At 49.5% G+C, this 25,050-nt stretch carries 28 protein-coding genes and 1 other annotated feature; of the genes, 2 read left to right on the forward strand and 26 right to left on the reverse strand.

Annotated features, from left to right (window positions below; genetic code table 11):
• Positions 1-17 precede the first annotated feature (17 nt).
• Positions 18-671, reverse strand: coding sequence for a DUF421 domain-containing protein (locus NSQ19_RS09100; protein ID WP_265115148.1), 654 nt, complete (start codon positions 669-671; stop codon positions 18-20).
• Between the two features lie 143 nt (positions 672-814).
• Between NSQ19_RS09100 and NSQ19_RS09105 the strand changes: the two genes are divergently transcribed.
• On the forward strand, positions 815-1,210 hold the full coding sequence (locus NSQ19_RS09105) for a TIGR04086 family membrane protein (protein ID WP_017552650.1): 396 nt from the start codon (positions 815-817) through the stop codon (positions 1,208-1,210).
• 29 nt (positions 1,211-1,239) lie between these two features.
• On the opposite strand, the gene yajC is transcribed toward NSQ19_RS09105, so the two are convergent.
• From yajC to safA, 9 genes are all read right to left on the reverse strand, one after another.
• Complete coding sequence (yajC, locus tag NSQ19_RS09110; RefSeq protein WP_019720847.1) at positions 1,240-1,575, reverse strand: preprotein translocase subunit YajC; 336 nt, start codon at positions 1,573-1,575, stop codon at positions 1,240-1,242.
• Positions 1,576-1,604: 29 nt separating this feature from the next.
• Positions 1,605-2,744 (reverse strand): tRNA guanosine(34) transglycosylase Tgt, encoded by a 1,140-nt coding sequence (gene tgt, locus NSQ19_RS09115; protein WP_013859788.1) that lies wholly within the window; start codon positions 2,742-2,744, stop codon positions 1,605-1,607.
• 17 nt (positions 2,745-2,761) lie between these two features.
• Positions 2,762-3,790: a tRNA preQ1(34) S-adenosylmethionine ribosyltransferase-isomerase QueA gene (queA, locus tag NSQ19_RS09120; RefSeq protein WP_029141942.1), complete on the reverse strand. Its 1,029-nt coding sequence runs from the start codon at positions 3,788-3,790 to the stop codon at positions 2,762-2,764.
• Between the two features lie 35 nt (positions 3,791-3,825).
• Positions 3,826-4,032 (reverse strand): DUF2905 domain-containing protein, encoded by a 207-nt coding sequence (locus NSQ19_RS09125; protein WP_013859790.1) that lies wholly within the window; start codon positions 4,030-4,032, stop codon positions 3,826-3,828.
• Complete coding sequence (gene ruvB, locus NSQ19_RS09130; protein WP_017552653.1) at positions 4,029-5,027, reverse strand: Holliday junction branch migration DNA helicase RuvB; 999 nt, start codon at positions 5,025-5,027, stop codon at positions 4,029-4,031. The genes NSQ19_RS09125 and ruvB overlap by 4 nt, the downstream gene beginning before the upstream one ends.
• A gap of 16 nt (positions 5,028-5,043) precedes the next feature.
• Positions 5,044-5,646: a Holliday junction branch migration protein RuvA gene (gene ruvA / locus NSQ19_RS09135; RefSeq protein ID WP_019720849.1), complete on the reverse strand. Its 603-nt coding sequence runs from the start codon at positions 5,644-5,646 to the stop codon at positions 5,044-5,046.
• A gap of 400 nt (positions 5,647-6,046) precedes the next feature.
• Positions 6,047-6,769 (reverse strand): YebC/PmpR family DNA-binding transcriptional regulator, encoded by a 723-nt coding sequence (locus tag NSQ19_RS09140; RefSeq protein WP_017552656.1) that lies wholly within the window; start codon positions 6,767-6,769, stop codon positions 6,047-6,049.
• Between the two features lie 111 nt (positions 6,770-6,880).
• Positions 6,881-7,849 (reverse strand): aminoglycoside phosphotransferase family protein, encoded by a 969-nt coding sequence (locus NSQ19_RS09145; protein WP_315958503.1) that lies wholly within the window; start codon positions 7,847-7,849, stop codon positions 6,881-6,883.
• On the reverse strand, positions 7,849-9,087 hold the full coding sequence (gene safA / locus NSQ19_RS09150; RefSeq protein WP_340702741.1) for a SafA/ExsA family spore coat assembly protein: 1,239 nt from the start codon (positions 9,085-9,087) through the stop codon (positions 7,849-7,851). The genes NSQ19_RS09145 and safA overlap by 1 nt, the downstream gene beginning before the upstream one ends.
• Positions 9,088-9,242: 155 nt before the next feature.
• Between safA and NSQ19_RS09155 the strand changes: the two genes are divergently transcribed.
• Complete coding sequence (locus NSQ19_RS09155) at positions 9,243-9,830, forward strand: transcription repressor NadR (RefSeq protein WP_029141938.1); 588 nt, start codon at positions 9,243-9,245, stop codon at positions 9,828-9,830.
• 127 nt (positions 9,831-9,957) lie between these two features.
• Here the strand turns inward: NSQ19_RS09155 and pheA are convergent, their stop codons facing one another.
• From pheA to mreC, 16 genes are all read right to left on the reverse strand, one after another.
• The gene (pheA, locus tag NSQ19_RS09160; RefSeq protein ID WP_013859797.1) at positions 9,958-10,803 is read right to left on the reverse strand and encodes a prephenate dehydratase; all 846 of its coding nucleotides are present in this window, start codon (positions 10,801-10,803) and stop codon (positions 9,958-9,960) included.
• A gap of 25 nt (positions 10,804-10,828) precedes the next feature.
• The gene (locus NSQ19_RS09165) at positions 10,829-11,281 is read right to left on the reverse strand and encodes an ACT domain-containing protein (RefSeq protein ID WP_014097873.1); all 453 of its coding nucleotides are present in this window, start codon (positions 11,279-11,281) and stop codon (positions 10,829-10,831) included.
• 47 nt (positions 11,282-11,328) lie between these two features.
• Positions 11,329-12,624, reverse strand: coding sequence for a GTPase ObgE (obgE, locus tag NSQ19_RS09170; RefSeq protein ID WP_019720853.1), 1,296 nt, complete (start codon positions 12,622-12,624; stop codon positions 11,329-11,331).
• Positions 12,625-12,658: 34 nt separating this feature from the next.
• Positions 12,659-13,189 (reverse strand): Spo0B C-terminal domain-containing protein, encoded by a 531-nt coding sequence (locus NSQ19_RS09175; RefSeq protein ID WP_340702742.1) that lies wholly within the window; start codon positions 13,187-13,189, stop codon positions 12,659-12,661.
• Between the two features lie 379 nt (positions 13,190-13,568).
• Positions 13,569-14,984: an ISLre2 family transposase gene (locus tag NSQ19_RS09180; protein WP_340702407.1), complete on the reverse strand. Its 1,416-nt coding sequence runs from the start codon at positions 14,982-14,984 to the stop codon at positions 13,569-13,571.
• Positions 14,985-15,888: 904 nt separating this feature from the next.
• Positions 15,889-17,304: an ISLre2-like element ISBco6 family transposase gene (locus NSQ19_RS09185; protein WP_308928167.1), complete on the reverse strand. Its 1,416-nt coding sequence runs from the start codon at positions 17,302-17,304 to the stop codon at positions 15,889-15,891.
• A 244-nt stretch (positions 17,305-17,548) separates the two neighbouring features.
• The gene (rpmA, locus tag NSQ19_RS09190) at positions 17,549-17,839 is read right to left on the reverse strand and encodes a 50S ribosomal protein L27 (RefSeq protein WP_013859801.1); all 291 of its coding nucleotides are present in this window, start codon (positions 17,837-17,839) and stop codon (positions 17,549-17,551) included.
• 12 nt (positions 17,840-17,851) lie between these two features.
• A complete protein-coding gene (locus NSQ19_RS09195) occupies positions 17,852-18,181 on the reverse strand; it encodes a ribosomal-processing cysteine protease Prp (RefSeq protein ID WP_013859802.1) in 330 nt (109 codons plus the stop codon).
• Positions 18,182-18,193: 12 nt separating this feature from the next.
• Positions 18,194-18,502, reverse strand: a complete 309-nt coding sequence (gene rplU, locus NSQ19_RS09200; RefSeq protein WP_013859803.1) for a 50S ribosomal protein L21 — start codon at positions 18,500-18,502, stop codon at positions 18,194-18,196.
• Positions 18,503-18,513: 11 nt separating this feature from the next.
• Positions 18,514-18,597 (reverse strand) — a sequence feature (ribosomal protein L21 leader region).
• Positions 18,598-18,644: 47 nt separating this feature from the next.
• Positions 18,645-20,174 (reverse strand): Rne/Rng family ribonuclease, encoded by a 1,530-nt coding sequence (locus tag NSQ19_RS09205; protein ID WP_340702743.1) that lies wholly within the window; start codon positions 20,172-20,174, stop codon positions 18,645-18,647.
• Complete coding sequence (locus NSQ19_RS09210; protein ID WP_340702744.1) at positions 20,174-21,040, reverse strand: M50 family metallopeptidase; 867 nt, start codon at positions 21,038-21,040, stop codon at positions 20,174-20,176. The genes NSQ19_RS09205 and NSQ19_RS09210 overlap by 1 nt, the downstream gene beginning before the upstream one ends.
• A complete protein-coding gene (locus NSQ19_RS09215; protein WP_019720857.1) occupies positions 21,033-21,785 on the reverse strand; it encodes a M23 family metallopeptidase in 753 nt (250 codons plus the stop codon). Before NSQ19_RS09215 ends, NSQ19_RS09210 begins: the two co-directional genes overlap by 8 nt.
• A gap of 126 nt (positions 21,786-21,911) precedes the next feature.
• The gene (minD, locus tag NSQ19_RS09220; RefSeq protein ID WP_019720858.1) at positions 21,912-22,721 is read right to left on the reverse strand and encodes a septum site-determining protein MinD; all 810 of its coding nucleotides are present in this window, start codon (positions 22,719-22,721) and stop codon (positions 21,912-21,914) included.
• A complete protein-coding gene (gene minC, locus NSQ19_RS09225) occupies positions 22,714-23,406 on the reverse strand; it encodes a septum site-determining protein MinC (RefSeq protein ID WP_017552667.1) in 693 nt (230 codons plus the stop codon). The genes minD and minC overlap by 8 nt, the downstream gene beginning before the upstream one ends.
• 231 nt (positions 23,407-23,637) lie before the next feature.
• Positions 23,638-24,156, reverse strand: a complete 519-nt coding sequence (gene mreD / locus NSQ19_RS09230; protein WP_237348262.1) for a rod shape-determining protein MreD — start codon at positions 24,154-24,156, stop codon at positions 23,638-23,640.
• Positions 24,156-25,028: a rod shape-determining protein MreC gene (mreC, locus tag NSQ19_RS09235; protein ID WP_029141929.1), complete on the reverse strand. Its 873-nt coding sequence runs from the start codon at positions 25,026-25,028 to the stop codon at positions 24,156-24,158. The genes mreD and mreC overlap by 1 nt, the downstream gene beginning before the upstream one ends.
• Between the last annotated feature and the right edge of the window lie 22 nt (positions 25,029-25,050).

The raw sequence follows: 25,050 nt of genomic DNA on the forward strand, positions 1-25,050 counted from the left end.
GCATGTTCCGGCCGGGCTTATTGCACATCATCCAGATCAATATAAAACTCGCCATCCTGATAACTGCAAAACGAAATCCGGCTGATATCCCCGTACCCTCTTTTTTGCAGCTCGCTGCGCAGCCATGCTTCGGTCTTGTTGCTTTTCTTTAAATTGTTTTGCTGGATTTTCCCTCCGACAATGAGCGGTTCCGTATAGGATGCCGGTTTGTTTTTGTTTTTGCTTTTTTTCACCACTGACAGCTCCCCGGAAGTTTCCAGAATCGCAAATTCCACATCCGCAATATTGTCAATATCTTTTGAACGGAGCTGCATCAAAAGGTCGTCAAAATTGTAACGCTGCTTGCGCATTTCTTTTTCATCGATTTTTCCTTTACTGATGAGAATGCTCGGCTTGCCGTCAATCAGCTTGCGGAACCGGTTGCTGTGGAGCGAGAAAAGCGCCAGCGCGATTTGGATGCCGAGCAGGACAACCATCGGCAAAAGGGTATTTACAACGGGCTCATTGTGGTTTTCAATGGCAACAACCGCCATCTCCCCGATCATGATAAACACAACAAGATCCAAAACGCTCAGTTCGCCGATCTCCCTTTTTCCCATCAACCGGAAAATAATAAGAATGGCAAAATACATCAGCAGTGTCCGAAAAAAAATAATCAATAAATTTTCCAACGCCAATCCCCCCGTTCGGTCAAAATCATGTATTTAGTATGCGCAGCATGCTTAAATAACTCTCAAAAATCTTTTGCCCGGTTCTTTTTGCTGTTTCCAGGCATATGCTTGTACTGAGGAAAAAAGCTTGCCAAAGGGGGAGAATGAAAATCGGAGCGCAAAAATATAGCATCGGCCTTGTTTACGGGCTGGGCGCCATTTTTGTCCTGCTTGCCATATCAAGCCTCGTGATTTCACTGATTCTGCGGTTTTCAGATATGACGGAGCATGCTTTGCATATGGCGGTCACGATGATTTCTTTTTTCAGTTTATTTCTCGGGGGGCTCGTCGGGGGCGGAAAAGGGAAAAAGAAAGGGTGGCTTCTCGGCAGTTTGACGGGGATCCTCTACACAGCGATTGTTTTTCTCGTCCAGTATCTTGGTTATAATGAACTCTTTACGGTGAAACAGGCCATTTATCATGCTTGCTATATTGTTGCCGCCGCAATGGGGGGCATTTTAGGGGTCAACCTCTTCTCGGGAAGATCGCGGGAAACCTGAAAAAAGCGCCGCATCGCGCGGCGCTTTTTTTATTTCTTTTCCCCGGCATTTTTTTCTGCCGCTTTTTTGTCTACTTTCTGGCTTTCGGCTTTTGCTTTTTTCGCTGCAACGGATTCCGTCACTTCACGGATCGCCGAGCGGTCAAACGTCAACCGCGTGCCATCGCCGCATCTTAAGACGACTTTATTTTCATCAATCGAATCCACAGTTGCATGCAAGCCGCCGATAGTGACAATTTTGTCCCCTTTCGCCAGATTGCTCTGCATCTGCTGGATGTTTTTCTGCCTTTTTTGCTGTGGCCTGATGAGCAGGAAATAAAACAGCACAAACAGAATCACCAAAGGCAGTAACTGGGCCCACGCCATCTGAATCCTCCCTTCTTAAGTTGCTTGTATTAGAAATTTTTTGCATCCGGACGGTTAAATCCGTATTGCTCAAAAAATTCTTCCTTGAAATCAAGCAGCCGGTCTTCGCGGATCGCCTGCCTTACATTTTCCATTAATTTTAACAAAAAATATAAATTATGGTAAGTGGTCAGACGAATTCCGAAAGTTTCGCCACATTTAATCAAATGCCGGATGTAAGCGCGTGAGTAGTGCCGGCATGTATAACAGTCGCAATGCTCATCAAGCGGGCGGAAATCGCGGGCGTACTGTGCATTTTTGACAACAAGCCGGCCGGTTGATGTCATCACCGTGCCGTTCCTTGCAATCCGGGTTGGCAGCACGCAGTCGAACATGTCAATGCCGCGGATGGCGCCGTCAATCAAAGAATCGGGCGAACCGACCCCCATTAAATAACGCGGCTTGTCCGACGGAAGCAGCGGTGTTGTAAATGCGAGCATCCGGTTCATCACGTCCTTCGGCTCGCCGACGGACAGGCCGCCGATCGCATAGCCCGGGAAGCCGAGCGACACAAGGGCATTTGCGCTTTCAAGCCGCAAATCTTCATACGCGCCACCCTGTACGATCCCGAACAAGCCCTGCACACCGGGGCGCGCATGCGCACGGAGACAGCGTTCCGCCCAGCGCGCTGTCCTTTCCACCGACTGTTTCATATATTCATAAGAAGCAGGGTACGGCGGGCACTCATCGAATGCCATCATGATATCGGAACCGAGCGCATTCTGGATTTCCATTGATTTTTCCGGAGACAAAAACAGCTTGTCTCCGTTTAAATGGTTCCGGAAATGGACGCCTTCTTCCGTAATGTCCCGGATCTTGCTCAAGCTGAAGACCTGGAACCCGCCTGAATCGGTCAGGATCGCCTGGTCCCAGTTCATAAATTTGTGCAGCCCGCCTGCCTCTTTAACAATATCATGCCCGGGGCGCAGCCACAAATGATATGTATTGCTCAAAATGGTGCCGGCCCCCATTGTTTTCAATTCTTCCGGCGACATCGTCTTCACCGTGGCGAGCGTTCCGACCGGCATGAACATCGGGGTATCATAGGTGCCATGCGGCGTATGGAGTTTTCCGAGGCGGGCGCCTGTATGTTTTTCCGTTTTGATCAGTTCATAAGTAATGGCAGCCAAGTGATGCGCTCCTTCCACTATTTAATCAGCATCGCATCCCCGAAACTAAAGAAACGGTATTTTTCTTTTACCGCCGTCTCGTAGGCATGCAAAATATTTTCCCTCCCTGCCAATGCGCTTACCATCATAATAAGCGTCGACTTCGGCAGGTGGAAATTGGTGATCAGGGCATCAATTGCTTTATATTGATAACCCGGATAAATAAAAATATCCGTCCATCCGCTTGAGGCGGCAATTTTTCCACCATGGGCGCTTGCCACCGTTTCAAGTGTGCGGGTGGAGGTGGTGCCGACAGAGACCACACGGCCGCCGTTTTCTTTTACTTCCATAATCGTGCGGGCCGCTTCTTCTGATACCTGGTAAAATTCCGCATGCATATCATGGTTTTCAATATTTTCCTCATTGACGGGACGGAAGGTGCCAAGGCCGACATGGAGCGTAATATAGACTATTTTCACGCCCATTGCTTCAATTTTTTTCAATAACGCTTCCGTGAAATGGAGCCCAGCCGTCGGCGCAGCGGCAGAACCCGGTTCTTTTGCATACACGGTCTGGTAGCGGTCCTGGTCCTCGAGCTGTTCTTTAATATAGGGCGGCAGCGGCATTTTTCCGAGTTCATTCAGCACTTCGTAAAAAATCCCTTCGTACCGGAATTTCATTACCCGGCCGCCATGGTCCAGCTCCTCCGCACAAACGGCGGAAAGCTTTCCGTCGCCAAACCGGACAACCGTCCCTGTTTTCACACGTTTTGCCGGTTTGACAAGGGTTTCCCACCGGTCTCCTTCGAGCTGTTTTAAAAGCAGCACCTCAATTTTTGCGCCTGTTTCGTCTTTTATGCCGATCAGCCTTGCCGGCAATACTTTTGTATTGTTCAGGACAAGGCAGTCCCCCGGGCGCAGGTATTGCGTAATGTTTTTAAATACGCTGTGTTCAATTTCCCCTGTTTTTTTATCCAGCACCATCAGCCGGCTGTCCGAACGGTTTTTTAAAGGCGTTTGGGCAATCAGCTCTTCCGGCAGGTCATAATCAAATAAATCGAGTTTCATTGTTGCTTCCCCTTCGTTTTGAATTCCATTTGCGGCTACTTGAACCGTCCAATGATATATAATAACACACTTAAGATCACGCTTAAAAGGATCGATGTTGCGATTGGAAAATAAAAGGTTGTGTTCCCTTTTTTAATGAGGATATCGCCGGGCAGCCGGCCGATTTTCGTAAACTGCAACAACAGGCCGAGAGCAAAAAGAATCACGGCGATGGTCATCAGCACTTTTCCAAATCCGCTCATTCCGGCACCTCCATATGAAAATGCGCATAGCAAAGCGGGGTCGCTACCCTGCCGCGCGGCGTTCGCTGCAAAAAGCCAATTTGCAGCAAATACGGCTCATATACATCTTCAATCGTTTCCCTTTCTTCCCCGATGCTGGCCGCAATCGTGTCGAGCCCGACAGGACCGCCCCGGAAGCGCTCTATGATCGCTTTTAACAGTTTATGATCAATATGGTCAAGCCCGCGTTTGTCAACTTGCAAAAGTTCAAGGGCATAATTGGCGATCTCAAGGGTTACCTTTCCGTCTCCTTTGACCTGGGCAAAGTCGCGCACCCTTCTTAACAACCGGTTCGCAATCCGCGGCGTGCCCCGCGAACGCCTTGCAATTTCCGCCGCCCCCTCAGGCTCAATCGCCGTCTCAAGGATGCCGGCTGTCCGCAGCACAATTTCCGCCAGTTGCGCTTCGTTATAATATTCGAGCCGGCTGATCACCCCGAACCGGTCGCGCAGCGGTGCTGAAACCGAACCAGCCCTTGTCGTCGCCCCGATCAAAGTAAACGGGGGCAAATCAAGGCGGATGGAGCGGGCACCCGATCCTTTACCGATTACGATATCAAGGCAAAAGTCTTCCATTGCCGGGTACAGCACTTCTTCAATCGCTTTCGGCAGGCGGTGGATTTCGTCAATAAACAGCACTTCCCCCGGTTCAAGCGCGGTTAACACGCTGGCAAGATCGCCCGGCCGCTCGATGGCAGGCCCTGAAGTCGTCCGGATGTTCGCGCCCATTTCGTTTGCGATCACGGCGGCAAGCGTCGTTTTGCCAAGCCCCGGCGGACCGTAAAGCAGCACATGATCGAGTGTTTCGCGCCGTCCTTTTGCCGCTTCAATAAACACGGCTAAATTATGCTTCACTTCATCCTGGCCGATATATTGCGCAAGGGTTTGCGGCCTGAGGCTCATTTCAAAGGAAACTTCCTGTTCGTTTGCCTCGCCGGAAACTACGCGGTCTTCCATGCTCTCCCCTCCTCCATTATTTTACCATTGCTTTTAAAGCGAGTTTAATATATTCATCCGCAGAAAGCACTTCTTCCGGAAGTTCAGGCACCACTTTCGCGATTTCTTTTTCCGAGTAGCCGAGCGCCGCCAGAGCGAGCACCGCTTCTTCGAGGTTTTGGTTGCCGGAAGCAGGCGCCGCTTTTTCCCCGCCCACATCATCCGGCATCTCCGGCACGAGGCCTTGCAGCTTTCCTTTCAGATCAAGAATCATCTGCCTTGCCGTTTTTTTGCCGACACCGGGGAATTTGACAAGGAAAGATTCATTTTCATTCTCGATGGCGTCAACGACCTGCTGCGGCTGCCCGTACGCTAGAATGGCAAGCGCCCCTTTTGGCCCGATGCCGGAAACATTAAGCAGCTTTTGAAACAGCGCCCGTTCTTCCGCCGTTTCAAAACCGTAAAGCGCGATCAAATCTTCGCGCACATGCTGGTATGTAAAAATTTTTCGTTCCTGCCCGATGCTTTTTGAAAAAATATACGGGTTCGGCGCCAGCAGCCGGTAGCCGATCCCCCCGTTTTCCACGACAACGTAATCCGGGCTCACGGAATCAATGATGCCTTTAATATATTCGTACAACCTTCCCACACGCTCCTCAAAAACTTGCTATCCCATATTGTACCACAGAACGCAACCGTTTTGGGAACGAATGTCCGGTCTTGCCCTTTTTTCCGGCCGGATGGTTCCTAAAGATGAGGCGCTTTTCCTGTTTCCATGGCGGAAGGAAACCGGCATCCGGAGACAGATGAGTGTCCGTCCGGCATACCGGGCCGCCGCTGCCTCCGGACGGGCTTCCCCGGATTTTCAGCTGGAACAATCGCCCGGGTTTAAATGGCACGATTAGCCGCAGTGCATCGGTTTAAAATAGCACGGGCCACACTCCACATTGTAGCCGGTTTGATACAGGCCTAACCGGCTTTGCCGCAAAAAAGGCACTTTCTGCACCCGGCCGGGCCGGGTGCAGAAAGTGCCTGGGACATTATAATTCGGCGTTATGGTAAATTTCCTTTACATCGTCATCGTCTTCCAGCCTGTCCAGCAATCGCTCCATCTTTTCTTTTTGCGCTTCATCCAAAGCAATTGTGTTTTGCGGCACCATGGTGATTTCTGCCCGGGCAAATGTAAAGCCTTTTTCCTCCAGATTCTTCTTCACATCCATGAATTGCTCCGGGTCTGTATAAATTTCAAACACTTCATCGCTCGTTTCCATTTCCTCGGCGCCTGCTTCAATCACGGCAAGCAGCATTCCGTCTTCATCTATCTCGAGCCCTTCTCGCTCGATGACAAGATAGCCTTTGCGGTCAAACAGGAAAGACACGCATCCGTTTTCGCCGAGATTTCCGCCGTTGCGCGAAAAAGCAACACGGACATTCGAAGCGGTCCGGTTTTTATTATCGGTTAAAGCCGTGACCATGACGGCAACGCCGCCCGGCCCGTACCCTTCATATGTTATTTCCTCGTAATGTTCGGCGTTTTGGCTGCCGTTTGCTTTCTCGATGGCGCGTTTAATATTGTCATTCGGCATATTGGCGGCCTTTGCCTTTTCAATGACCAGGCGGAGGCTTGAATTTGCTTCCGGATCAGGCCCGTTTTTCGCCGCTACATAAATTTCCTTTGCCAGTTTTTGAAAGATTTTTCCGCGCTTTGCATCCTGCGCATTTTTTCTGCCCTGAATATTTTTCCATTTGGAATGGCCGGACATGGCCATCACTCCTTTCTGACAGCGCTGATACAGTCCACTATTACTATACCATACTCGCCCGAAAGGAGGATGAAAATCGTTATGCCGGCGGGGAGCGCCCCTGGTTTTCCGTTATGCTTGCAAACGCCTTTTTACTTCTTTTTGAAACCGGGCGCGTTCCCCGAACTGCCCAATTGAAAGCAGGGAAAGATGCGGCCAGTACTGCTCTTTTTCTTTTTTGCCGCTTCCAGCAAAACGGTTCCACTCCCTTAAAACATCCGTCGGGTAAAGAAGCGCCTCCAGAAAAGTTTCCCGGTCCGGCGCGCCGTCCAGCATTCCCCAGTTTTCAAGGGCGGCAAGCGACCATGAAGCAGCGGGCAAAACCCGGTTGCAAAACTGGAGATCATCAGTCCAGGCCGGGGCAAGGCGGGCAAGGTCAAAATCAATCAAATACAGTTTCCCGTTTTTCGCACGCAAAAAATTATGGTGGGCAACATCGCCGTGCGTGATGCAGTACGGCGGGCGGTGAAGCCAATGCTGTTTTTTTTCGAGCCGGTTTAACGCCTCGCCTGCCCATCTTTCGTACGCGGTGAAATACGTTTCCGGCAAATATCGGACAATCTGTTCTTTGTTTTCAAGAAATGCACGGTACCGCGCCTGCCATTTTCTCAGCTGAAAAAAGCGTGGAAATTCCATTTTTACGGCTTGCGGAAAATGTGCAGTCTTTTCGTGATACTGTTTTAACAGGCGGAAAGCAGCGCGGATGTCTTCTTCCGTCCCGAAGGTGAAACCGGCCGGGTCTTCTTCAATGTATGCCATAAAGCCAAAAGTTTTGCCTTGAAAGGGGCTGCCGCTTTCATCTTCCAGAAAACGGCAAGTTTGAGTGAAACCGCTTTTCTGCAGTTCCGATGTAAGCAGCATTTGCCGTTTAAGGCGCGCATCGGAACCATATTGCTTCATCATCACTTTTTTTGTCTTTGTCCCGACAAGCCACACCCGGTCGCGCAACCTGCGCCAGTGAACAATGGGTTCCTGCAGCCTGTTTTCCGCATAAAGAAGGAGACGTTTGGTTTCGTCTCCCTCTTGTCTTCCGCCGCCCATTATTTTTCTTCTTCGCCGGAAGGATCCCGGGTTTCCTGCGGCTGGTCCGTTTTTTCGCCCCGGTCATAGCCGAACGGGGCCTGCATCCCGTACGGTTCCTGCACGCCGTATGGCGGTTGTGGCATCCCGTATGGCGGTTGCGGCATGCCGCCAAATGGTTCCTGCATGCCGTACGGTTGCGCCGCCATCCCGTACGATTCCTGCATGCCGGCGTACGGTTGCTTTTGGCACCCGCATGGCTGCGGCTGGTGCGGCGGATACGGGGCGTACTGCGGCATGGTTTGCGGCGGCATGTACTGCGGCATATAAGCGGGGCTTTCTGAAGCAGCGCCGTATAAAGGAGCCTGCTGCGCTCCCCATTGCGGCACGGCGGCAGGATGTTGCGCAGAAACCCCTGCCTGCATACCGGGGCCATACGGGTAAGGAGAAGATGAAGAAGATTCTTCTTCCCATTCGTAACCCGGCATCACTTGCTGCCCCTCCTGCCACGCCGGCTGCTGTTGCGGCATAAATCCTGCCGGCGCGGACATCACCGGCATTTGCGGATAGGCCATCGGGTACGGCATTGGATACGGGACTTGCGGATAAGACATGCTGAAAGGATGCGGGAAAAATCCGGCGTGCATGTCCTCTCCCCCGCAGCCGCAATCGTATACCGGCATCACGGGCGGACACGGATTGTATGGTACATACATTTCCGGGCACTCTTCCTTTACCGGCATGGTGTAGTGCATGCTTTCCGACGATTCGCTTTCATGGTGCTTCGGCGGCGGTGCCGCTGTATGGGTTTCGATTTCAGCCATATTGGTCACATAGTAATTATGGATGTCAATTTCAGGAATGACCGGTTGCGGCATTACCGGCTTATAAATCGTTTCTTTTTTTTCAACCACTTTTTCTTTCACCGGCATTTCTTTCGGTCCCGCCGCTTTTGGCAACTCTTTTTGAACCGGCATTTCTTTCGCCACAGGCATCTTTACCTCAGGCATTTGCTCGTACGGATGGGTCACGAGCGGCATTTCTTTTGTGCCCGCGTGGCCGTTGTCGCCTGCATGGCCTGTATGTGTCTCTTTTTTTACCATGCCGCCCGTTGTCGGGACTTTAATTTTCATGCCGGGCATAATCATTTCCGGATTGGATAATTGCGCATTCAATTTTTTCAGTTCGTCAAAATCGACGCCATATTTTTTAGCGATTTTCCAAAGCGTATCGCCTTTTTGCACGATATGGATTTTCACACATTTCCCCTCCTCAAGGCTTAAGTCCATACATTCTATGTGGTGCCGGGCAAAATGCGATTGATTTTACATAAAAACTTATGAACGTCCCGCGTCCTTTATGCACTAAAAGGATTGATTCTTTTATCCGGGCGCCTTCGTATGATAAAATCCGAATGAGGCCGAATGAATGGGAGGAAACGCTGTTGGCAGGAAAGAAAAAAATTCCCGGGGAAAAAAGGCGGCATTTGATCCTCGAATGGCTGCAGAATAGCCGGGAGCCGATTACGGGCGGGGAGCTGGCAAAAAGGACAAATGTGAGCCGGCAGATTATTGTAAACGATATTACGCTCCTGAAAGCGAAAAACGAGCCGATCCTGGCAACGAGCCAGGGATATTTGTACATACACCCCGCCGGTGCGGAAAACAAAGTGGAAAAAACGCTTGTTTGCATGCATACGCGCGAACAGGTTGCACAGGAGCTGAATTTGCTCGTGGACCACGGGGTGACCGTAAAAGATGTCAAAGTGGAGCATCCGGTATACGGCGATCTGACCGCCTCGATTATGGTCTCCACCCGCGCAGAAGTGGCCCGGTTTATCCGCCGCATTGAAGAAACAAATGCCAGCTACTTATCCGAATTAACGGGCGGCATCCACCTGCATACGGTTGAAGCCACAAGCGGGCGACAGCTTGAAGAAGCGGAACAGGCGCTGAAAGAAGCCGGCATTTTATTTGCAGAAAATGAAAAAGAGCTGCCCTGAACATAAAGGACAGCTCTTTTTTATCTCCCATCCGGCCTAAAAAACCGGGTTTAAAGCTTGTTTTGCAAAAAAATAATAAGCCCGGGTTCCAGCCGAGCTTATCAAAACAATATTGAAGAAGCGGCCATCATTCATCCGCCATATACCTGTAATAGGTCCCGAGTTCTTTCACGGTGCAGCCGAGCGCATGGATTTCCTCAAGCGAAAAGCGGACAAGCTTTTCCTCTAAGGAGTGGTTCAGATCAATCATAAAAAAGTAGTTTCCAAGCCCCGTCTTTAACGGTCGCGATTCAAGCTTGCTCAAGTTAATCTTTCGCCAAGCAAAGGCAGACAACACCTGGTGCAGCGAGCCGGCCTTGTCCGTCGGCAGTGTGACCATGATCGTCGATTTCAGGAAATCAGGCGTTTTTTCGATATGAAGCTCCTCATTTGAAAGGACAATGAATCTCGTATGGTTAAACGGATAATCATGGATGGCACGCCTGACGATTTCAAGGCCGTACAGTTCCGCTGCCATTTCATTGGCGACTGCCCCCCATTTCAGTTCCGGGTGTTCGCTCACATATTTCGCAGCAGCGGCCGTAGAGCCCATTGCTTCCACTTCCGCATGCTGGAATTCCCGGCGCAGAAACTGGTGGCACTGCGCAAGCGCATGGGAATGGGAAATGATTTTTTCCGTTTCTCGCCAGGCGCCGGCATTTGCAGGATGAACCATAAAATGCTGCTCGATCGGCACAATGATTTCCGCACGGATTGGCGGCAGTTCTTCATGATACAAGTAATCGACCGTTAAATTTACCGAACCTTCCAGGGCGTTTTCAAGCGGAACAACCGCCATATCCACCTTTTTTGCTTTAACGGCTTCCAGACATTCCGGAATCGTCCGGTACGCAACCCGGCTGGCCTCCGGGAACACTGACTGGACAGCGATATCGGTAAACGTCGCTTCCGGCCCGAAAAAAGCTGCTTTCATTTCCTCTCCCCCGCCGGCCGGAGTTCTAGGCTCCGGACCCTAATATTTCTACTTTATTGACAAACTCAAATGCCTGCAGTTCTTCCAGCAGATCATTTAAACTCCTGTTGATCCCGGACACATTCAGCGAGACAGTGACATTTGCCCGCCCCTGTATCGGAATCGTCTGGTGAATCGTTAAAATATTGCATGAATAAGACGCAATGATCCTTAAAATTTCGGATAATGTCCCGGACCGGTCTTCCAAATAAAAAAACAAGGTCACAATTTTTTCTTTTACAACTGAATGGAACGGAAAAACGGTATCGCGGTATTTATAAAAAGCGCTGCGGCTTAAGCCCGCTTTTTTCGCCGCGTCCCCGACTGATACCGCTTGTCCCCTTTCCAGCAGTTCTTTCGCCTGAAGTGTTTTGATCATCGCTTCCGGCAAAACATCCTCACGCACCAAGATAAACTTATGCTCTGCTTTCTTTTCCAAAATGCCCTTTCCTCCACTCGGAGCCGGGATTCCCCGGCCCAGCACGGTTAATCTACAAATTCAAACTCAAAATCCAAGAGGCGGACGGTATCGCCGTTTTTCGCGCCGCGTGCACGGAGCGCGTCATCAATGCCCATTCCGCGCAGCTGGCGGGCAAATCTCCGGACAGACTCGTCATGGCTGAAATTCGTCATTTTAAACAGCTTCTCAACTTTTTCCCCGTGGATGACGAAGCTGCCGTCCGGATCGCGTGTAATGGTAAAATCAGCCTTTTCTTTTTCATGCTTGTACAATACACGGGACGGTTCCGCATCCGGTTCTTCGCCGGCGTGAAGCGGGAAGGCAGGTGTTTCATCGAGCAGATCGGCAATCGCAAACAAAACATCCCTTAATCCCTTGCGCGTCACCGCGGAAATCGGGAAGACGCGTGCGGCATCATCGCCCAGCTTCTCTTTAAATGCCGCCAGATTTTCTTCCGCGCCCGGAAGGTCCATTTTATTGGCAATAATGAGCTGCGGGCGCTCAGAAAGGCGTTCATGATAAGCTTTCAGTTCTTTGTTGATCGTCAAATAATCTTCATACGGGTCGCGCCCTTCCACCGCCGCCATGTCAATGACGTGGACGATCACCCGTGTCCGTTCGATATGGCGCAAAAACTGGTGGCCGAGCCCGACGCCTTCGTGCGCGCCTTCAATCAGCCCCGGCAGATCGGCCATGACAAAACTTCTGCCGTCCTCCGTCTCGACTACACCGAGATTCGGCACAAGCGTCGTAAAATGGTATTCCGCAATTTTCGGGCGTGCCGAAGAGACAACGGAAAGCAAGGTTGATTTCCCGACGCTCGGAAAACCGACAAGGCCGACATCGGCTAGCAGTTTCAGTTCAAGGACAATATAACGTTCCTGGCCCGGTTCGCCGTTCTCGGCAATTTCCGGTGCGGGGTTGGCCGGTGTCGCAAAGCGGATATTGCCCCTGCCGCCGCGCCCGCCTTTGGCAATCACTGCCCGTTCCCCGTGGCGCGTTAAATCGGCAATCGTTTGCTTTGTATCGTCATCGATGACGACCGTACCCGGCGGCACCTTGACAATCATGTCTTCCGCCCCGCGGCCGTGTTTTCCTTTGCTCATGCCGTTTTCGCCGTGGTCCGCTTTAAAATGGCGCTTGTAGCGGAAGTCCATGAGCGTCCGCAACCCTTCATCGACTTCAAAAATAACATCGCCGCCGCGGCCGCCGTCTCCTCCGGCAGGGCCGCCCATCGGCACATATTTCTCGCGGCGGAATGCGACCATCCCGTTGCCGCCGTCCCCGCCTTTCACATAAATTTTCACCTGGTCCACAAACATAAAAGATAAAACCACCTTTGCAATTGCTGTATCGTTAGGCTTTCGGAAAGATTATTTCAACCGGGAAAGCGGATGCCGGGTATGCGTGGATCACGTTCATCCCCGGGCAATCGTTTTCCAGAAACCCGGCAAGCAGTCCGCGCTTTTTTATTGTTCCGCTAAACTCGAAAAAGAAACGGGCACCGGATGGCAAAGTGCTGACCGATAAATATAACCGGTTGTCCCCGTTTGGATCGGCTGCTTCCTCAACAGCCGCGAGAAAATGATTCATCCAGCCGGTCAGCTCCCCGTCATCCGGGAGCGCATTCTGGTCTACATCCAATATTTCATATGCAATCTGCACCGTGTGCCCTTCCCAGTTATATGTAAGCAAAAGTTCGGCAAATTCCGGCCGATGCAAATTTGATAATTTTGACTCCTGCTGCGTTTCCCGGATAATGTCTTCCACAATATTTTTGACTTTTTCCATCTTGTTCAAGCTGGCGTATCCTTTGATCAGCTGCACCTTGTTCAGCCAGTCATGCCTGGCGTGGCGAAGCACGTCAACCGTCGTCCATTCCCGCATTTTCATAGCTCCCGTTCTCCGAAATAGGTTATGTTTAAGTATAACAAAAATTGCCCCAGGTTGCACGGGGCGCGAATGGATAGTATGTGTCAAGTTTTTCTCGACAAGGTTTAAATATCGGGTATTCCAAGACACTCTTTTTGTACACTTTCGGCTACCGTGCTTTACTTGCTCGGTGTAATTTTCGGAAAAGATGTAATATTTCCGTATAAAGATGGATAACGGGGATGTTGAGGCGCGCGAAATTCACTCGCTTTCCGCGGGCGGCCGGCGAGCCTCCTCGCTCGTACCTCGCTGCGGGGTCTCTCCTGGCTCGCTTTTCCCGCAGGAGTCTCGTAAATTTCGCGCGCCTCAACGATCAGTCCCCACTGAGCCAAGCTTAAAACGAAAGCTCTAATATTTTGCTTAAATGTCCCATTGCCGATGAACGGCTTGAATGCAGGGCAACTGATCCGTGCTTTACGCCCACTGACGGGCGTACAGGCTGCTTGAATAGTTGAGACATCCTGATGGATTGTTGCAAGCTCCGTTGCTTTCTCGCGCTTCTTGAACGGTGTTTCAGATAGGTTTCCTGCAATGTCCCGTTAAGCATGCCCTGTTTCACCTTTACCATGGCTTCGGCGCCAGCTTTACTCCAATGCATCCCCCTTTTCTTCATTCTGAATGAGATATGCCTTTGATTTGATTCCATTGCCCCCAGGCCTCTCGCACCTTCCGGTACGTTCTCTACCTTGTCCCTCCAGTCAAAAATGCGGTCCCAGTTTTTTAGGATGTACGAACGAAACTCCTTGACTTTCTTAAGGCTCTTTTCATCCGTCAATGTGCTTTCATGCGTATCCAAATATAACGTGAATTGGTCCAGGTCATGCGTTCTAATCGCTTTTCTAATTTGCTCTTTGATCTCGCTCTTTCCGCCCCCGAATGTCCTTACGATGGCTTGTGCAACGTGGTAGGTATCCAGCTGGTTGAGCACCGGAAATTCCGACTGTGAGAAAGCTGTTTGAAACCTTTCAGCTGTGTATCCCGCACCTCCATCACTATTTGTAATGACACGAGCTTTTTCTAGGGAATAGGTGTTGGCTGCTACAGCTTGGACTTCATCCCAAAATGTCTGGATGGATTTCGTCGTCATGATAACAACGGGATGGTGTAGAGAGACTCTTTTGCCATTGGTTTCCCATCCTTCATAGAGAATGGCGTGGTGGACTTCCAAACCCTGTTTCTTTTCTAGTCCCCGGACGAATATACCATCAGCTTCGGAAAACAGGTAATCTACCTTCTTTCCCTCAGGTAGTGAATCAGCTATTTCTAGCTCTTCTACAAGTGCCTTGTCGGCTTCAGCTTGCGTTTTCCCTACGTGTTTCACCATGTTCCCTACAGTTGTGTGACTAAGGCTCACTGCTGTCCATTCTTTTAAAATATCAGCTACCTCCCGATAGGTGTTCTCACTTGCCAACTCTGCCACCTTTAACTCCACTAACGGGCTGTATCGTTGGTATGGTAAAAGCCCTAACCATTCATCCAGAGGATAATGTGAATTCCCTTTCTGGTCATGCATTAGTGAACGTTTAAAGGTCACATTTCCAAATAAAAACTGAATGCTTCTGTTATCACTCCGGCAGTACTCCCAGCCATCCTCCAGCTTTTTTTGCTTAATTGTTTTATCTAACGTCTCAAATATTTCCCCAACCCATTGCGTAAAGGCATTCTGGATCAGAATTTTAACTTGTTCTTCAAATTCAATAAGACTTTTTGTATCCTTTAATAATCTAGCAATTATTGATATAATATCCATAGGAAGACCTCTTTCTAAATGTATTCGCCCACAAGCGTACATTTAAATGATAGAGCGTCTTCCCATTTTTTTCCACTCATCTGCCCTTCGAGTAAAATTTTACACATACGACAAAATTTTGTTGTAACTGGCAACTTATTCATATGATATCTCACCTTCCCCATGATGCCACAAGTTGAAAATTTGTCTGTTACCAAACAATGGGGCCATAGTTTCCTGTCCTATGAAGAACCTTCTCATATTTTTTTCAGATTGAAAATCCCCACTTTTAAACGGAACCCAGCTGCAGCCCCGCTGGTACTAACTGACTTCCCCGGAATTCCCGAACTACTCTGGAAAACAGGATTTGTAGCTTTAAAAATACGATAAATCCCTCATACAAAAGCCCTATAAAAATTGTTGTTTATTTTTCCAATTTCTTTTATAATAGAATTAGTTTTTTTAATTTTGCAAAGAAAGGAGACGTGTTTTCCCACTTATTTTTAATTTGTCGATACTGGAGGGATTGAATAGTGAAGGTTATAAAGAAAACCATTTACTTGGTCTTGGCAATTGCATTAATTTTACCAGCACTTGTTTTACAAACAGGTCATGCTTCTGCGAGCACGTATGTGTCAAGTTTTTCTCGACAAGGTTTAAATATCGGGTATTCCAAGACACTCTTTTTGTACACTTTCGGCTACCGTGCTTTACTTGCTCGGTGTAATTTTCGGAAAAGATGTAATATTTCCGTATAAAGATGGATAACGGGGATGTTGAGGCGCGCGAAATTCACTCGCTTTCCGCGGGCGGCCGGCGAGCCTCCTCGCTCGTACCTCGCTGCGGGGTCTCTCCTGGCTCGCTTTTCCCGCAGGAGTCTCGTAAATTTCGCGCGCCTCAACGATCAGTCCCCACTGAGCCAAGCTTAAAACGAAAGCTCTAATATTTTGCTTAAATGTCCCATTGCCGATGAACTGCTTGAATGCAGGGCAACTGATCCGTGCTTTACGCCCACTGACGGGCGTACAGGCTGCTTGAGTAGTTGAGACATCCTGATTAATTGTTTCAAGTTCCGTTGCTTTCTCTCGCTTCTTGAACGGTGTTTCAGATAGACTTCTCTCAATGTCCCATTGAGTATGCCTTGTTTGATTTTCACCATGGCTTCTGCGCCAAGTTCACTCCAATGCATGCCCCTTTTTTTCATCCTGAAGGAGATATGCCTTTGATTCGATTCCATCGCTCCTAGGCCTCTCGCACCTTCCGGCACGTTTTTCACCCTGTCTCTCCAGTCAAAAATGCGGTCCCAGTTTTTCAAGATATACGAACGGAATTCCTTGATTTTCTTGAGAGCCTTTTTATCCGTCAAGGTGCTTTCGTGCGTATCCAAATATAACGTGAATTGGTCCAGGTCATGCGTTCTAATCGCTTTTCTAATTTGCTCCTTGATCTCGCTCTTTCCGCCCCCAAATGTCCTTATGATGGCTTGTGCAACGTGGTAGGTATCCAGCTGGTTGAGCACCGGAAATTCCGACTGTGAGAAAGCTGTTTGAAACCGTTCAGCTGTGTATCCCGCACCTCCATCACTGTTTGTAATGACATGCGTTTTTTCGAGGGAGTAGGTGTTGGCAGCTGTGGCTTGGACTTCATCCCAAAATGTCTGGATGGCTTCCGTTGTCATGATGACTGTGGGCTGACGCAGGGAGACCCTTTTACCATTGGTTTGCCATCCCTCATAGAGAATGGCGTGGTGGACTTCCATACTCTGTTTCTTTTTTAGTCCCCGAACGAATACACCATCTGCTTCAGAAAACAGGTAGTCTACCTTCTTCCCCTCAGGCAGGGAAACAGCTATTTCTAGCTCTTCTACAAGTGCCTTATCGGCTTCCGCCTGAGTTTTCCCTACGTGTTTTACCATGTTCCCTACAGTTGTGTGACTAAGACTCACTGCTGTCCACTCTTTTAAAATATCAGCTACTTCCCGATAGGTGTTCTCACTTGCCAACTCTGCCACCTTTAATTCCACTAACGGGCTGTATCGTTGGTGTGGTACCAGCCCTAACCATTCATCCAGAGGATAATGGGAATTTCCTCTCTTGTCATGCATTAATGAGCGTTTAAAGGTCACACTTCCAAATAGAAACTGAATGTTTCTGTTATCACTCCGGCAGTACACCCAGCCCTCCTCTAACTTCTCCTGTTTAATTGTTTTATCTAACTCTTCAAATATTTCCCCAACCCATTGTGTAAAAGCCTTCTGCATCAGAAGTTTAAGCTGTTCTTCAAATTCGATAAGACTCTTTGTATCCTTTAATAATCCAGCAATTATTGATATAATATCCATGGGAAGACCTCTCTCTCTAGATGTTCATCTTGAAGTGTACAATTAGATGATAGAGCGTCTTCCCATTTTTTTCCACTCATCTGCCCCTTCGAGTAAAATTTTACACATACGAATGGATAGCGCACTCGCCAGGCGGGTGCGGCAGCGCGGTTTTTGTACGTTTTTCGGTACAGACGCGGCGTTTGTACTGCCGGAAAATGCAAAAGCCCCGGGCCGCGAATATCGCAGCCCGGGGCTTTATGGGTCAGGCTTCTTGTGCCACCGGATATACGCTCACTTTTTTCTTGTCGCGGCCGAGGCGTTCAAAACGCACAACGCCGTCAACTTTCGCAAACAAAGTGTCGTCGCCCCCGCGACCGACGTTTTCGCCCGGAAAGACTTTCGTCCCGCGCTGGCGGTAAAGGATCGAGCCGCCTGTTACGAACTGCCCGTCCGCACGTTTTGCGCCGAGGCGTTTTGCGATCGAGTCACGGCCGTTTTTCGTGGAGCCGACCCCTTTTTTGGAAGCGAAAAACTGAAGATCTAATTTCAACATGATGCTCACCTCCTATTCAAAGGTTATATGGATAAATTCGCCGTATTCCCGTTCTATCGTCTCGAGGGATACAACCATGCCTTCAAGCAGAATCTGCACTTTTGCCGCCTGTTCTTCCGGCAGCTGCGCAGGGATTTTGCATTCCAAAAGGCCGCTTTCGGACTGGCGGATTTCAGGTTCAACCCCCGCCACTTCCATAATGGCGTTCACCGTCCCGAAAGAAACAGCGGAAGCGCCGGCACAGACAATGTCCTGGCCGTATCCGGCAAATTCGGCATGGCCGCTCATTTCAAAAGACGAGATGTTCCCATTCTTTTTGCGTTTGATGCGGACCCGGATCATGCCGCGTGCACCTTACGCATTGATTTTTTCAATGACCACTTTTGTGTACGGCTGACGGTGGCCTTGTTTTTTATGGTAATTTTTCTTCGCTTTATATTTGAACACAACGATTTTTTTCGCACGGCCGTGTTTTTCCACTTTACCCGTAACCGTAGCGCCTTCAACAACAGGGCTGCCAACTTTTACCGATTCGCCGCCGACAAAAAGAACGCGGTCAAATGTAACAGATTCGCCTTCTGCTGCATCCAATTTTTCAATGTATACAGCCTGGCCTTCTTCTACTTTGATTTGTTTCCCGCCGGTTTCAATAATTGCGTACATCACTGCACCTCCTTAAGACTCAGACTCGCCAAAGACAGGCGTTTTACGAAGCGTAAAAACTTGGAAAGCCTGTTCCTGAGCGGTTGTAGCACAGGGCGCTACAAACATAACATACTGATGGTAACACACACTTTTTCCTTTGTCAATTGGGATCTTTGCCTTTTGCGGCAAGCGCGGACAGGGGCCCGAACTGCCGGATGGCATAAAACGGATGCGCATCGCGGGAGATGTGAAAAAACAGTCTCATGCCGAGCAGGTTTTCCAGCCGCTTTAAGTGTACCCCCGTTTCCCCGCAAAAACAATCTTTCACATCTTGCGTGCATTCAATCAAAACGGCTTCGTAATCCGCGTGCGGCGCTTCCCACAGCTCGCGTTCGAGGCGGAAAGCAAGCGTCTCGGGGCTTTCGATTTTGCCGCTGCCCCCGCAGACCGGGCAAACGGAAAGCAGTGCCTCGGGGAGCGATTTGCGCGTTTTCTTGCGCGTCATTTGCAAAATGCCGAGCTCCGTAAAACCGGTGATACGAGTTTGCTTCTCGTCGTTTTCCAGCTCTTTTTCTAGCGCCGCCCTCACTTGCGCGCGCTGTTCATCGCGCTGCATATCGATAAAATCAACGAGAATGATGCCGCCGTAATCGCGCAGTTTCAGCTGGCGGCCGATTTCTTTCGCCGCAAGCAGATTCGTTTTCAACACCGTCTCGGCCTGGTCCGTTGCGCCCGTATATTTTCCGGTATTCACATCGATGATGGTGAGCGCTTCTGCTTCGTCGATGACAAGATAGGCGCCGTTTTCAAGCCAGACCACTCTTTTCAACGCATCCTCAAGCGCCCGGTCGATACGGTAGCGGGTAAAAATATTCTGTTTTCCGCTATAGAGCTCAAACGACCAGTCCAGTTCCGGCCGGCCCGCAAGCAATGCTTTCAGGCGGGCAAGCGCCTCCGCATCGTCCGCAATCACCATGCCGCTTTTTAAACGGGCAAGTTCGCGGAAAATTTCCGCTTCCACCGTGCTTTTTTCGTGCAGAACAGCCGGCGCTTTCAGTTGTGCCGCCTTTTCGAGCAGGCTTTTGTACCGAAGCCTGAGGGATTTTAGTTCATCGAGCCACCCGTCCCCGCCGGCATGGATGGCCGCGGTCCGGACAATAATCCCTTCCTGCGGTTCAAGCGCTTTGCGGGCCCTGGCCCGCCACTTGTTCCGGTCCGCATCATCCGCTTTTTTGGAAACAGCCGTGTACTTTCCTTCCGGCAGATACACAATCTGTTCCCCCGAAAGCTCAATGATGCCGGTCAGAAGCGGCCCTTTTTGCCCTGTTTCATCTTTTTTCACCTGGACCATGACCGTCTGCCCGGGCGAAAGATAAGCGGAAATCGCGGCATTTGGATTTTTGCCGTGCACAAAAGCGGGAAGCCGGCTGATATGCAAGTAACCGTGCCGGCCCCCGCCGATATCGATAAACGCGGCATTGATGCCGGGTTTGACGTCCGCCACCTTACCGAGATAAATATTCCCGACTTTTGCCGCGCCGCCCGGCTGCCGGATGCGGATGGCGGATACTTCGCCGTTTTCCATGACCGCATACCGTTTTTCCCTTGTTTTCACATTGATGATGATTGACCTGTCCAAAAATTCCACCACACTGTCTTCGCTTTCAGCCGCTTCTATTGCGATTGCCATCAATAATTATACAGAATATCGCTTACTTTCGCATTGGTTTGCTTCTCGGAAAAAAAGGCGTGAAGGAGTTCATTTTCATCGAGTTTCCCGACTTCCACCCCGTTTTTAAGGACAATGAGCGGATGTTTGCGCCCGCGTTTAAAGCTTTCAAGCACTTCATACAAGTATGCGCCCGCATCCACTTCGATCGTTTCCAGATGGCGGAGCGGTTCCCTTTTTCCGTAATACCGTTCAAGCAGGAAACGGATAAAAACAAAGTAAAGCTGTTTCCATTCTTTCCAAAGTGCGACATATAAATAAACGACGATCGCCCAGACGTTCAAATTTGCCGGCGCATTCAACAGGGCGGCCGCATGAAAAAGGAACAGCGCGATAAACGAACAACAAATCGTCATCCTAAATGCGCGCAAAAAAGGATAGACCGTGGAAAACGCCATATTCAGCAGTTTCCCGCCGTCAAGCGGCCAAATCGGGAGCAAATTAAAAAAAAGAATGGCCCGGTTCCACTCCCCGATTTGCGTATACATCTGCCCGGGCAAGACATCGAAACGGAACAACACGTGCGCGAAAACAGCGATCCAAATATGCTGGAGGGGGCCTGCGAGTGTCACGATCAGTTCTTCTTTCAGCGGGCGGTTTCCGTGTTCCTCCGTTTCAGCGACGCCGCCGAACGGCAAAATGGCAATTCTTTTAACCCGCCATGAAAAATATTGCGCCGCAACCGCGTGCCCCATTTCGTGGATGAAAATGATCGCAAACAGCAGGATGAGATCCTGGAAACGGGCGGTAACAGCAGCAATGGCGGCCACGACCCAGAAAAGGGGATGGATTTTGATTTTTTTCAGAAGCCAAAACCGCTCATTCAAATTTAATCACCTGGATCGGGTCGATAAAACCGCCGTCTTTTTTAAGCGCAAAATAAAATTCCCCTTTTTCCCCGCTGCTTCGCGCCGTGCCGACCTTTTCGCCCGTCTTGAGGCTGTCATACTGGCCCACATCAATTTTGCTGAGGTTTGCGTACCATGTTTCCGTTGAATCGGCATGCTGGATAATGACGGTATTGCCCAGTTTCGGCTTTTTCCCGGCAAAAATGACCGTCCCGCCGCTCATCGCTTTTACGCTTGCGCCCGGCTTTGTTTCAATCGTAACCCCTCTTCCATCGGCAGTAAAACTGGTCAGAACTTTTCCCGATACCGGCATCGCATATTGCGGATCTTCATTGGAAGCAGCGGTTTCCGTTTTTGACGATTTTTCCGGAAAGAGCACGACCGGCTTGCCAAACTTTTTTTCATACCAGGCGGCTGCTTTTGCAAATTGAAATTCGGACACCATTACCTGTTTGACGGCGGCTTTCGGCTTGTCAAATTCCGGACGTTCCGATTTAAACAGAATTGCCACAGCGAGGACAAGGCAGGCAGAAGCCAGAATTTTAAATAGCACCGTTTCTTTTTTAAAAAGCGGATGCGGCGTTTTGCCCGGCGGTTCATATACATGTGTGCCTTCATCCTTAATCAGGCTCGCATAGACCGTTTCTTTGCCGTTATAAGCCTGTTTCATCGTTTTTCTCCGCTTCGCCATTTGCCTCCGGATTTCATCGGCGCGGTTTCCCAATCGATTCACCCCTTCTGTACAGGCATTCGTTTATTACCAATGTATGACCTGTCCAAAGCGGTTAGAACCGGGAACAAAACAAGCCGCCCTGATCGTTTGGAAAAACGTTCAGAAACGGCTCTACCATTAAGAAGATTTCGAACTAAATAATTTTTTTAAACGCGCAAACATGCCGGGTTTCTGGTCTTCAAGCGGCATTAAAGGCACCGTTTCCCCCAAAATCCGGCGGGCAATATTCCGGTAGGCAAGGGATGCGCGGTTCGTCGGATTTAGCGCAATCGGTTCGCCCTGGTTCGAGGCGCGGATCACTTCTTCATCATCGGCTACAATCCCGATCAAATCGATCGATAAATGGTTTGTCACTTCATCGATGTCCAGCATGTCCCCGCTTTTCATCATATGGCTCCGGATCCGGTTGATGATCAGTTTCGGTGGCTCGATATGTTCTTCCTTTTCCAAAAGCCCGATGATCCGGTCGGCATCCCTTACCGCCGAGATTTCCGGCGTTGTCACAACAATCGCCTGGTCAGCACCCGCCACTGCATTTTTATATCCCTGCTCAATGCCGGCCGGGCAGTCAATCAGAATATAATCGTAATCCTGTTTTAACCCGTGGATCAATTGTTTCATTTGTTCCGGCGTGACGGCGGATTTGTCGCTTGTCTGGGCAGCCGGCAGCAAAAAGAGCTTGTCATCGAAACGCTTGTCCTTTACGATTGCCTGGTGGATTTTACAGCGGCCTTCTACGACATCGACCAGATCGTAGATAATCCGGTTTTCAAGCCCCAGCAGGACATCAAGATTACGGAGCCCGATGTCTGTATCGACAAGGCAGACTTTCTTTCCGAGAAGCGCGAGCGCTGTCCCGAGGTTTGCCGATGTCGTCGTTTTGCCGACGCCGCCTTTTCCGGATGTGATGACAATCGCTTCACCCATATGAGAACCCTCCTTTTAATCTTGTCATATTCGGCCGCAAATATTTCAAAACTTGCAATTTATCAATGATAATATGGTCCGATTCATCTATGTAAGCACATTCCATCTCATGCCGGCCCTCTTCCCCGTAATCATCAGGGGCCCGGTTCAGGCAATCGGCAATCCGGATTTGGGATGGAACCATATTGGAAGCGACAACAACGGCGTCCCTTCTCCCGCTGTAGCCGGCATGCGCAATGCCGCGGAGGTTTCCCATGATAAAAATATTGCCGTTTGCAATCACGGTACCACCCGGATTGACATTGCCGATAAGCAAAAGATCGCCTTCCGCCTTTAACACCTGCCCGGACCGGACGATGGTGGTGACAGGCACAATTTCATTTTCCGCTTTTTCGCGCGCAGCCGCTTCTTTTGTGATGACATTGCTTGTGATTTCATCGACAACAAGGTTGCGCCGGGAACGCACAAGGCTTTTGATCTCCTCTTCCTGACCGGGCGTCAAATAACGGTTGCCAAGCTGAATTTTGACGGCAAGAATCGGGCTGTTCTCTTCCTCATCGGCAGCCTGGGCCAGTAATTTTTGCTCTAACTCCGCCTTTAAAGCTTGAAAGGAGCATTGGTCGTTTAAATGCAGCACAATTCCGTCTTTCGTGCCTTTTATGGTTACATTTTGCGTTTTTTTCATTTCAAACTGCTCACCTCAACGGCTGATAAATGAAACGGCATCCATCCGAAATGGCTTTCAGACGGCGTTTTTCGGCCCGGCACACGGGATTTCAAGCCTCCGTGCGTGCGGTTCCTGCCGGTTTTTCGGCCCGCAAACCCCTTTGCTTTTTCCACTCCCCCTTGTCCGGATAATTCGACAAAAAGGCAGGAAATCCTTCTTTCCCATTTTAACAGATTTTCTCCCCGCCGGTTATTCCTTTTCTTCTTCCCTTGCGCGCCGCTTTAAAAAATTTCCCATCGGATACCATGCCAAAATAAAAAAAGCGGCGTTTAAGATCAAAGTCGGCCAAAGCCTGAACAAGAGAAAATCGTCAAATCCCATCACCTGCGGATTAATTAAAGCATTGATGCCATAGACCAAAAATTCGACAATCGCCATGTTTAAGACTGCCACAAGCGTGCCGGTAAAAATATTGGATTGGAGGATCCTGTCCATTTTTTCTGTCAGGTAAACCGCAAGCGGATAGAAAAACAGATAAATGCCCAAAATGCCCGTGTAAAAAGCATCAAACAGCATGCCGAATACAAAAGCATAAATGATGGAGAGCCTTTTGCGGTAGTGCATCCCCATTAAAATCAGCATCACGAGCAGAAAATGGGGAACGATGGTAAATTTTCCGCCAAAAGAACGGGACGCAAAAAATTGGGCAAATAAACTTTCAGCAATATAGCACAGGCTTAAAATCAGAGGGAGCACGATACGTTTCATCACTGCCCTCCTCCCGTGCCGCCCGCGTTGAATTTTTGTGTTTTCCGGTTGATGACGAGCACTTCGCGGACATCATAAAAATTGGCTGCCGGCTTGACATAAGCGGTTTGCGTCAGCCCGTTTTCATCCGGGGTCACTTTTTCGATGTCACCAATCAGAAGCCCGCTCGGAAACATGCCGCTTAAACCGGATGTCACGACATGATCGCCTTTTTTGACTTTGATATTAAAATCAAGCTGTTTCAAAAGCAGCATTTTGGTTTTTTTGTCGTACCCTTCGATTAATCCGTAAGCATCTTTTTTGGCATTTTGCACTTTGGCGGATACGCGGTTCGTTTCATCAGGCGAGCTCAAAAGTTCGACGGTTGAATAAAATTTGTCGACCTGCGTGACTTTTCCGAGGAAACCGCCTGAAGTGACGACGGCCATGTTTTTGGCAACGCCGTTGACTTCGCCTTTATCAATCACCACTTGCTCGTACCAATTATCCGGGTTGCGTGCAATGACCTGGGCCTGAATGGACTCTGAATCTCCGAGACTGTTTTTTTCCTTTATAATAGATCTCAAATTTTCATTTTCTTTTTTTAGTTCGTGATTTTGCGCTTCCAGGCTTGTCAGCTGTTCCAAATGGGATTTCAGTTTTTTGTTTTCGGTATATGTATTTTTTAAGTCCTCGATATTGTCAAAAAAACCGGCAAGGGCATTGGCAGGTTTGGCAATGACGGACTGGCCGAGCCCGACGATATCGCGCACAAACTGTTCCGGTTTTGAAATCCGGTCGCGTTCCCTGATGGAAAACCCGATCATGGCGACAAGCAGGATAACACTGATTAAAAGGACGATCAATCGTTTATTCAAAAAAAACTGTGGCATAAAATCCACTCCCATAACACTT

The organism is Weizmannia sp. FSL W8-1119 (assembly GCF_038008605.1).
Taxonomy (GTDB): Bacteria; Bacillota; Bacilli; order Bacillales; family Bacillaceae_C; genus Weizmannia; species Weizmannia coagulans.

Bases quoted from the DNA above. Each gene is read 5' to 3' on its own strand.
- NSQ19_RS09180 (WP_340702407.1), bottom strand. From the start codon at position 14,984: ATGGATATTATATCAATAATTGCTAGATTATTAAAGGATACAAAAAGT.
- queA (WP_029141942.1), bottom strand. From the start codon at position 3,790: ATGAAACTCGATTTATTTGATTATGACCTGCCGGAAGAGCTGATTGCC.
- NSQ19_RS09205 (WP_340702743.1), bottom strand. From the start codon at position 20,174: ATGGCAATCGCAATAGAAGCGGCTGAAAGCGAAGACAGTGTGGTGGAA.
- NSQ19_RS09195 (WP_013859802.1), bottom strand. From the start codon at position 18,181: ATGATCCGGGTCCGCATCAAACGCAAAAAGAATGGGAACATCTCGTCT.
- NSQ19_RS09185 (WP_308928167.1), bottom strand. From the start codon at position 17,304: ATGGATATTATATCAATAATTGCTGGATTATTAAAGGATACAAAGAGT.
- mreC (WP_029141929.1), bottom strand. From the start codon at position 25,028: ATGCCACAGTTTTTTTTGAATAAACGATTGATCGTCCTTTTAATCAGT.
- mreD (WP_237348262.1), bottom strand. From the start codon at position 24,156: ATGAAACGTATCGTGCTCCCTCTGATTTTAAGCCTGTGCTATATTGCT.
- NSQ19_RS09105 (WP_017552650.1), top strand. From the start codon at position 815: ATGAAAATCGGAGCGCAAAAATATAGCATCGGCCTTGTTTACGGGCTG.
- rplU (WP_013859803.1), bottom strand. From the start codon at position 18,502: ATGTACGCAATTATTGAAACCGGCGGGAAACAAATCAAAGTAGAAGAA.
- NSQ19_RS09125 (WP_013859790.1), bottom strand. From the start codon at position 4,032: ATGAGCGGATTTGGAAAAGTGCTGATGACCATCGCCGTGATTCTTTTT.
- NSQ19_RS09175 (WP_340702742.1), bottom strand. From the start codon at position 13,189: ATGCGGGAATGGACGACGGTTGACGTGCTTCGCCACGCCAGGCATGAC.
- minD (WP_019720858.1), bottom strand. From the start codon at position 22,721: ATGGGTGAAGCGATTGTCATCACATCCGGAAAAGGCGGCGTCGGCAAA.
- ruvB (WP_017552653.1), bottom strand. From the start codon at position 5,027: ATGGAAGACCGCGTAGTTTCCGGCGAGGCAAACGAACAGGAAGTTTCC.
- NSQ19_RS09145 (WP_315958503.1), bottom strand. From the start codon at position 7,849: ATGGGCGGCGGAAGACAAGAGGGAGACGAAACCAAACGTCTCCTTCTT.
- yajC (WP_019720847.1), bottom strand. From the start codon at position 1,575: ATGGCGTGGGCCCAGTTACTGCCTTTGGTGATTCTGTTTGTGCTGTTT.
- rpmA (WP_013859801.1), bottom strand. From the start codon at position 17,839: ATGTTGAAATTAGATCTTCAGTTTTTCGCTTCCAAAAAAGGGGTCGGC.
- pheA (WP_013859797.1), bottom strand. From the start codon at position 10,803: ATGAAAGCAGCTTTTTTCGGGCCGGAAGCGACGTTTACCGATATCGCT.
- NSQ19_RS09140 (WP_017552656.1), bottom strand. From the start codon at position 6,769: ATGTCCGGCCATTCCAAATGGAAAAATATTCAGGGCAGAAAAAATGCG.
- NSQ19_RS09155 (WP_029141938.1), top strand. From the start codon at position 9,243: ATGAGGCCGAATGAATGGGAGGAAACGCTGTTGGCAGGAAAGAAAAAA.
- obgE (WP_019720853.1), bottom strand. From the start codon at position 12,624: ATGTTTGTGGACCAGGTGAAAATTTATGTGAAAGGCGGGGACGGCGGC.
- minC (WP_017552667.1), bottom strand. From the start codon at position 23,406: ATGAAAAAAACGCAAAATGTAACCATAAAAGGCACGAAAGACGGAATT.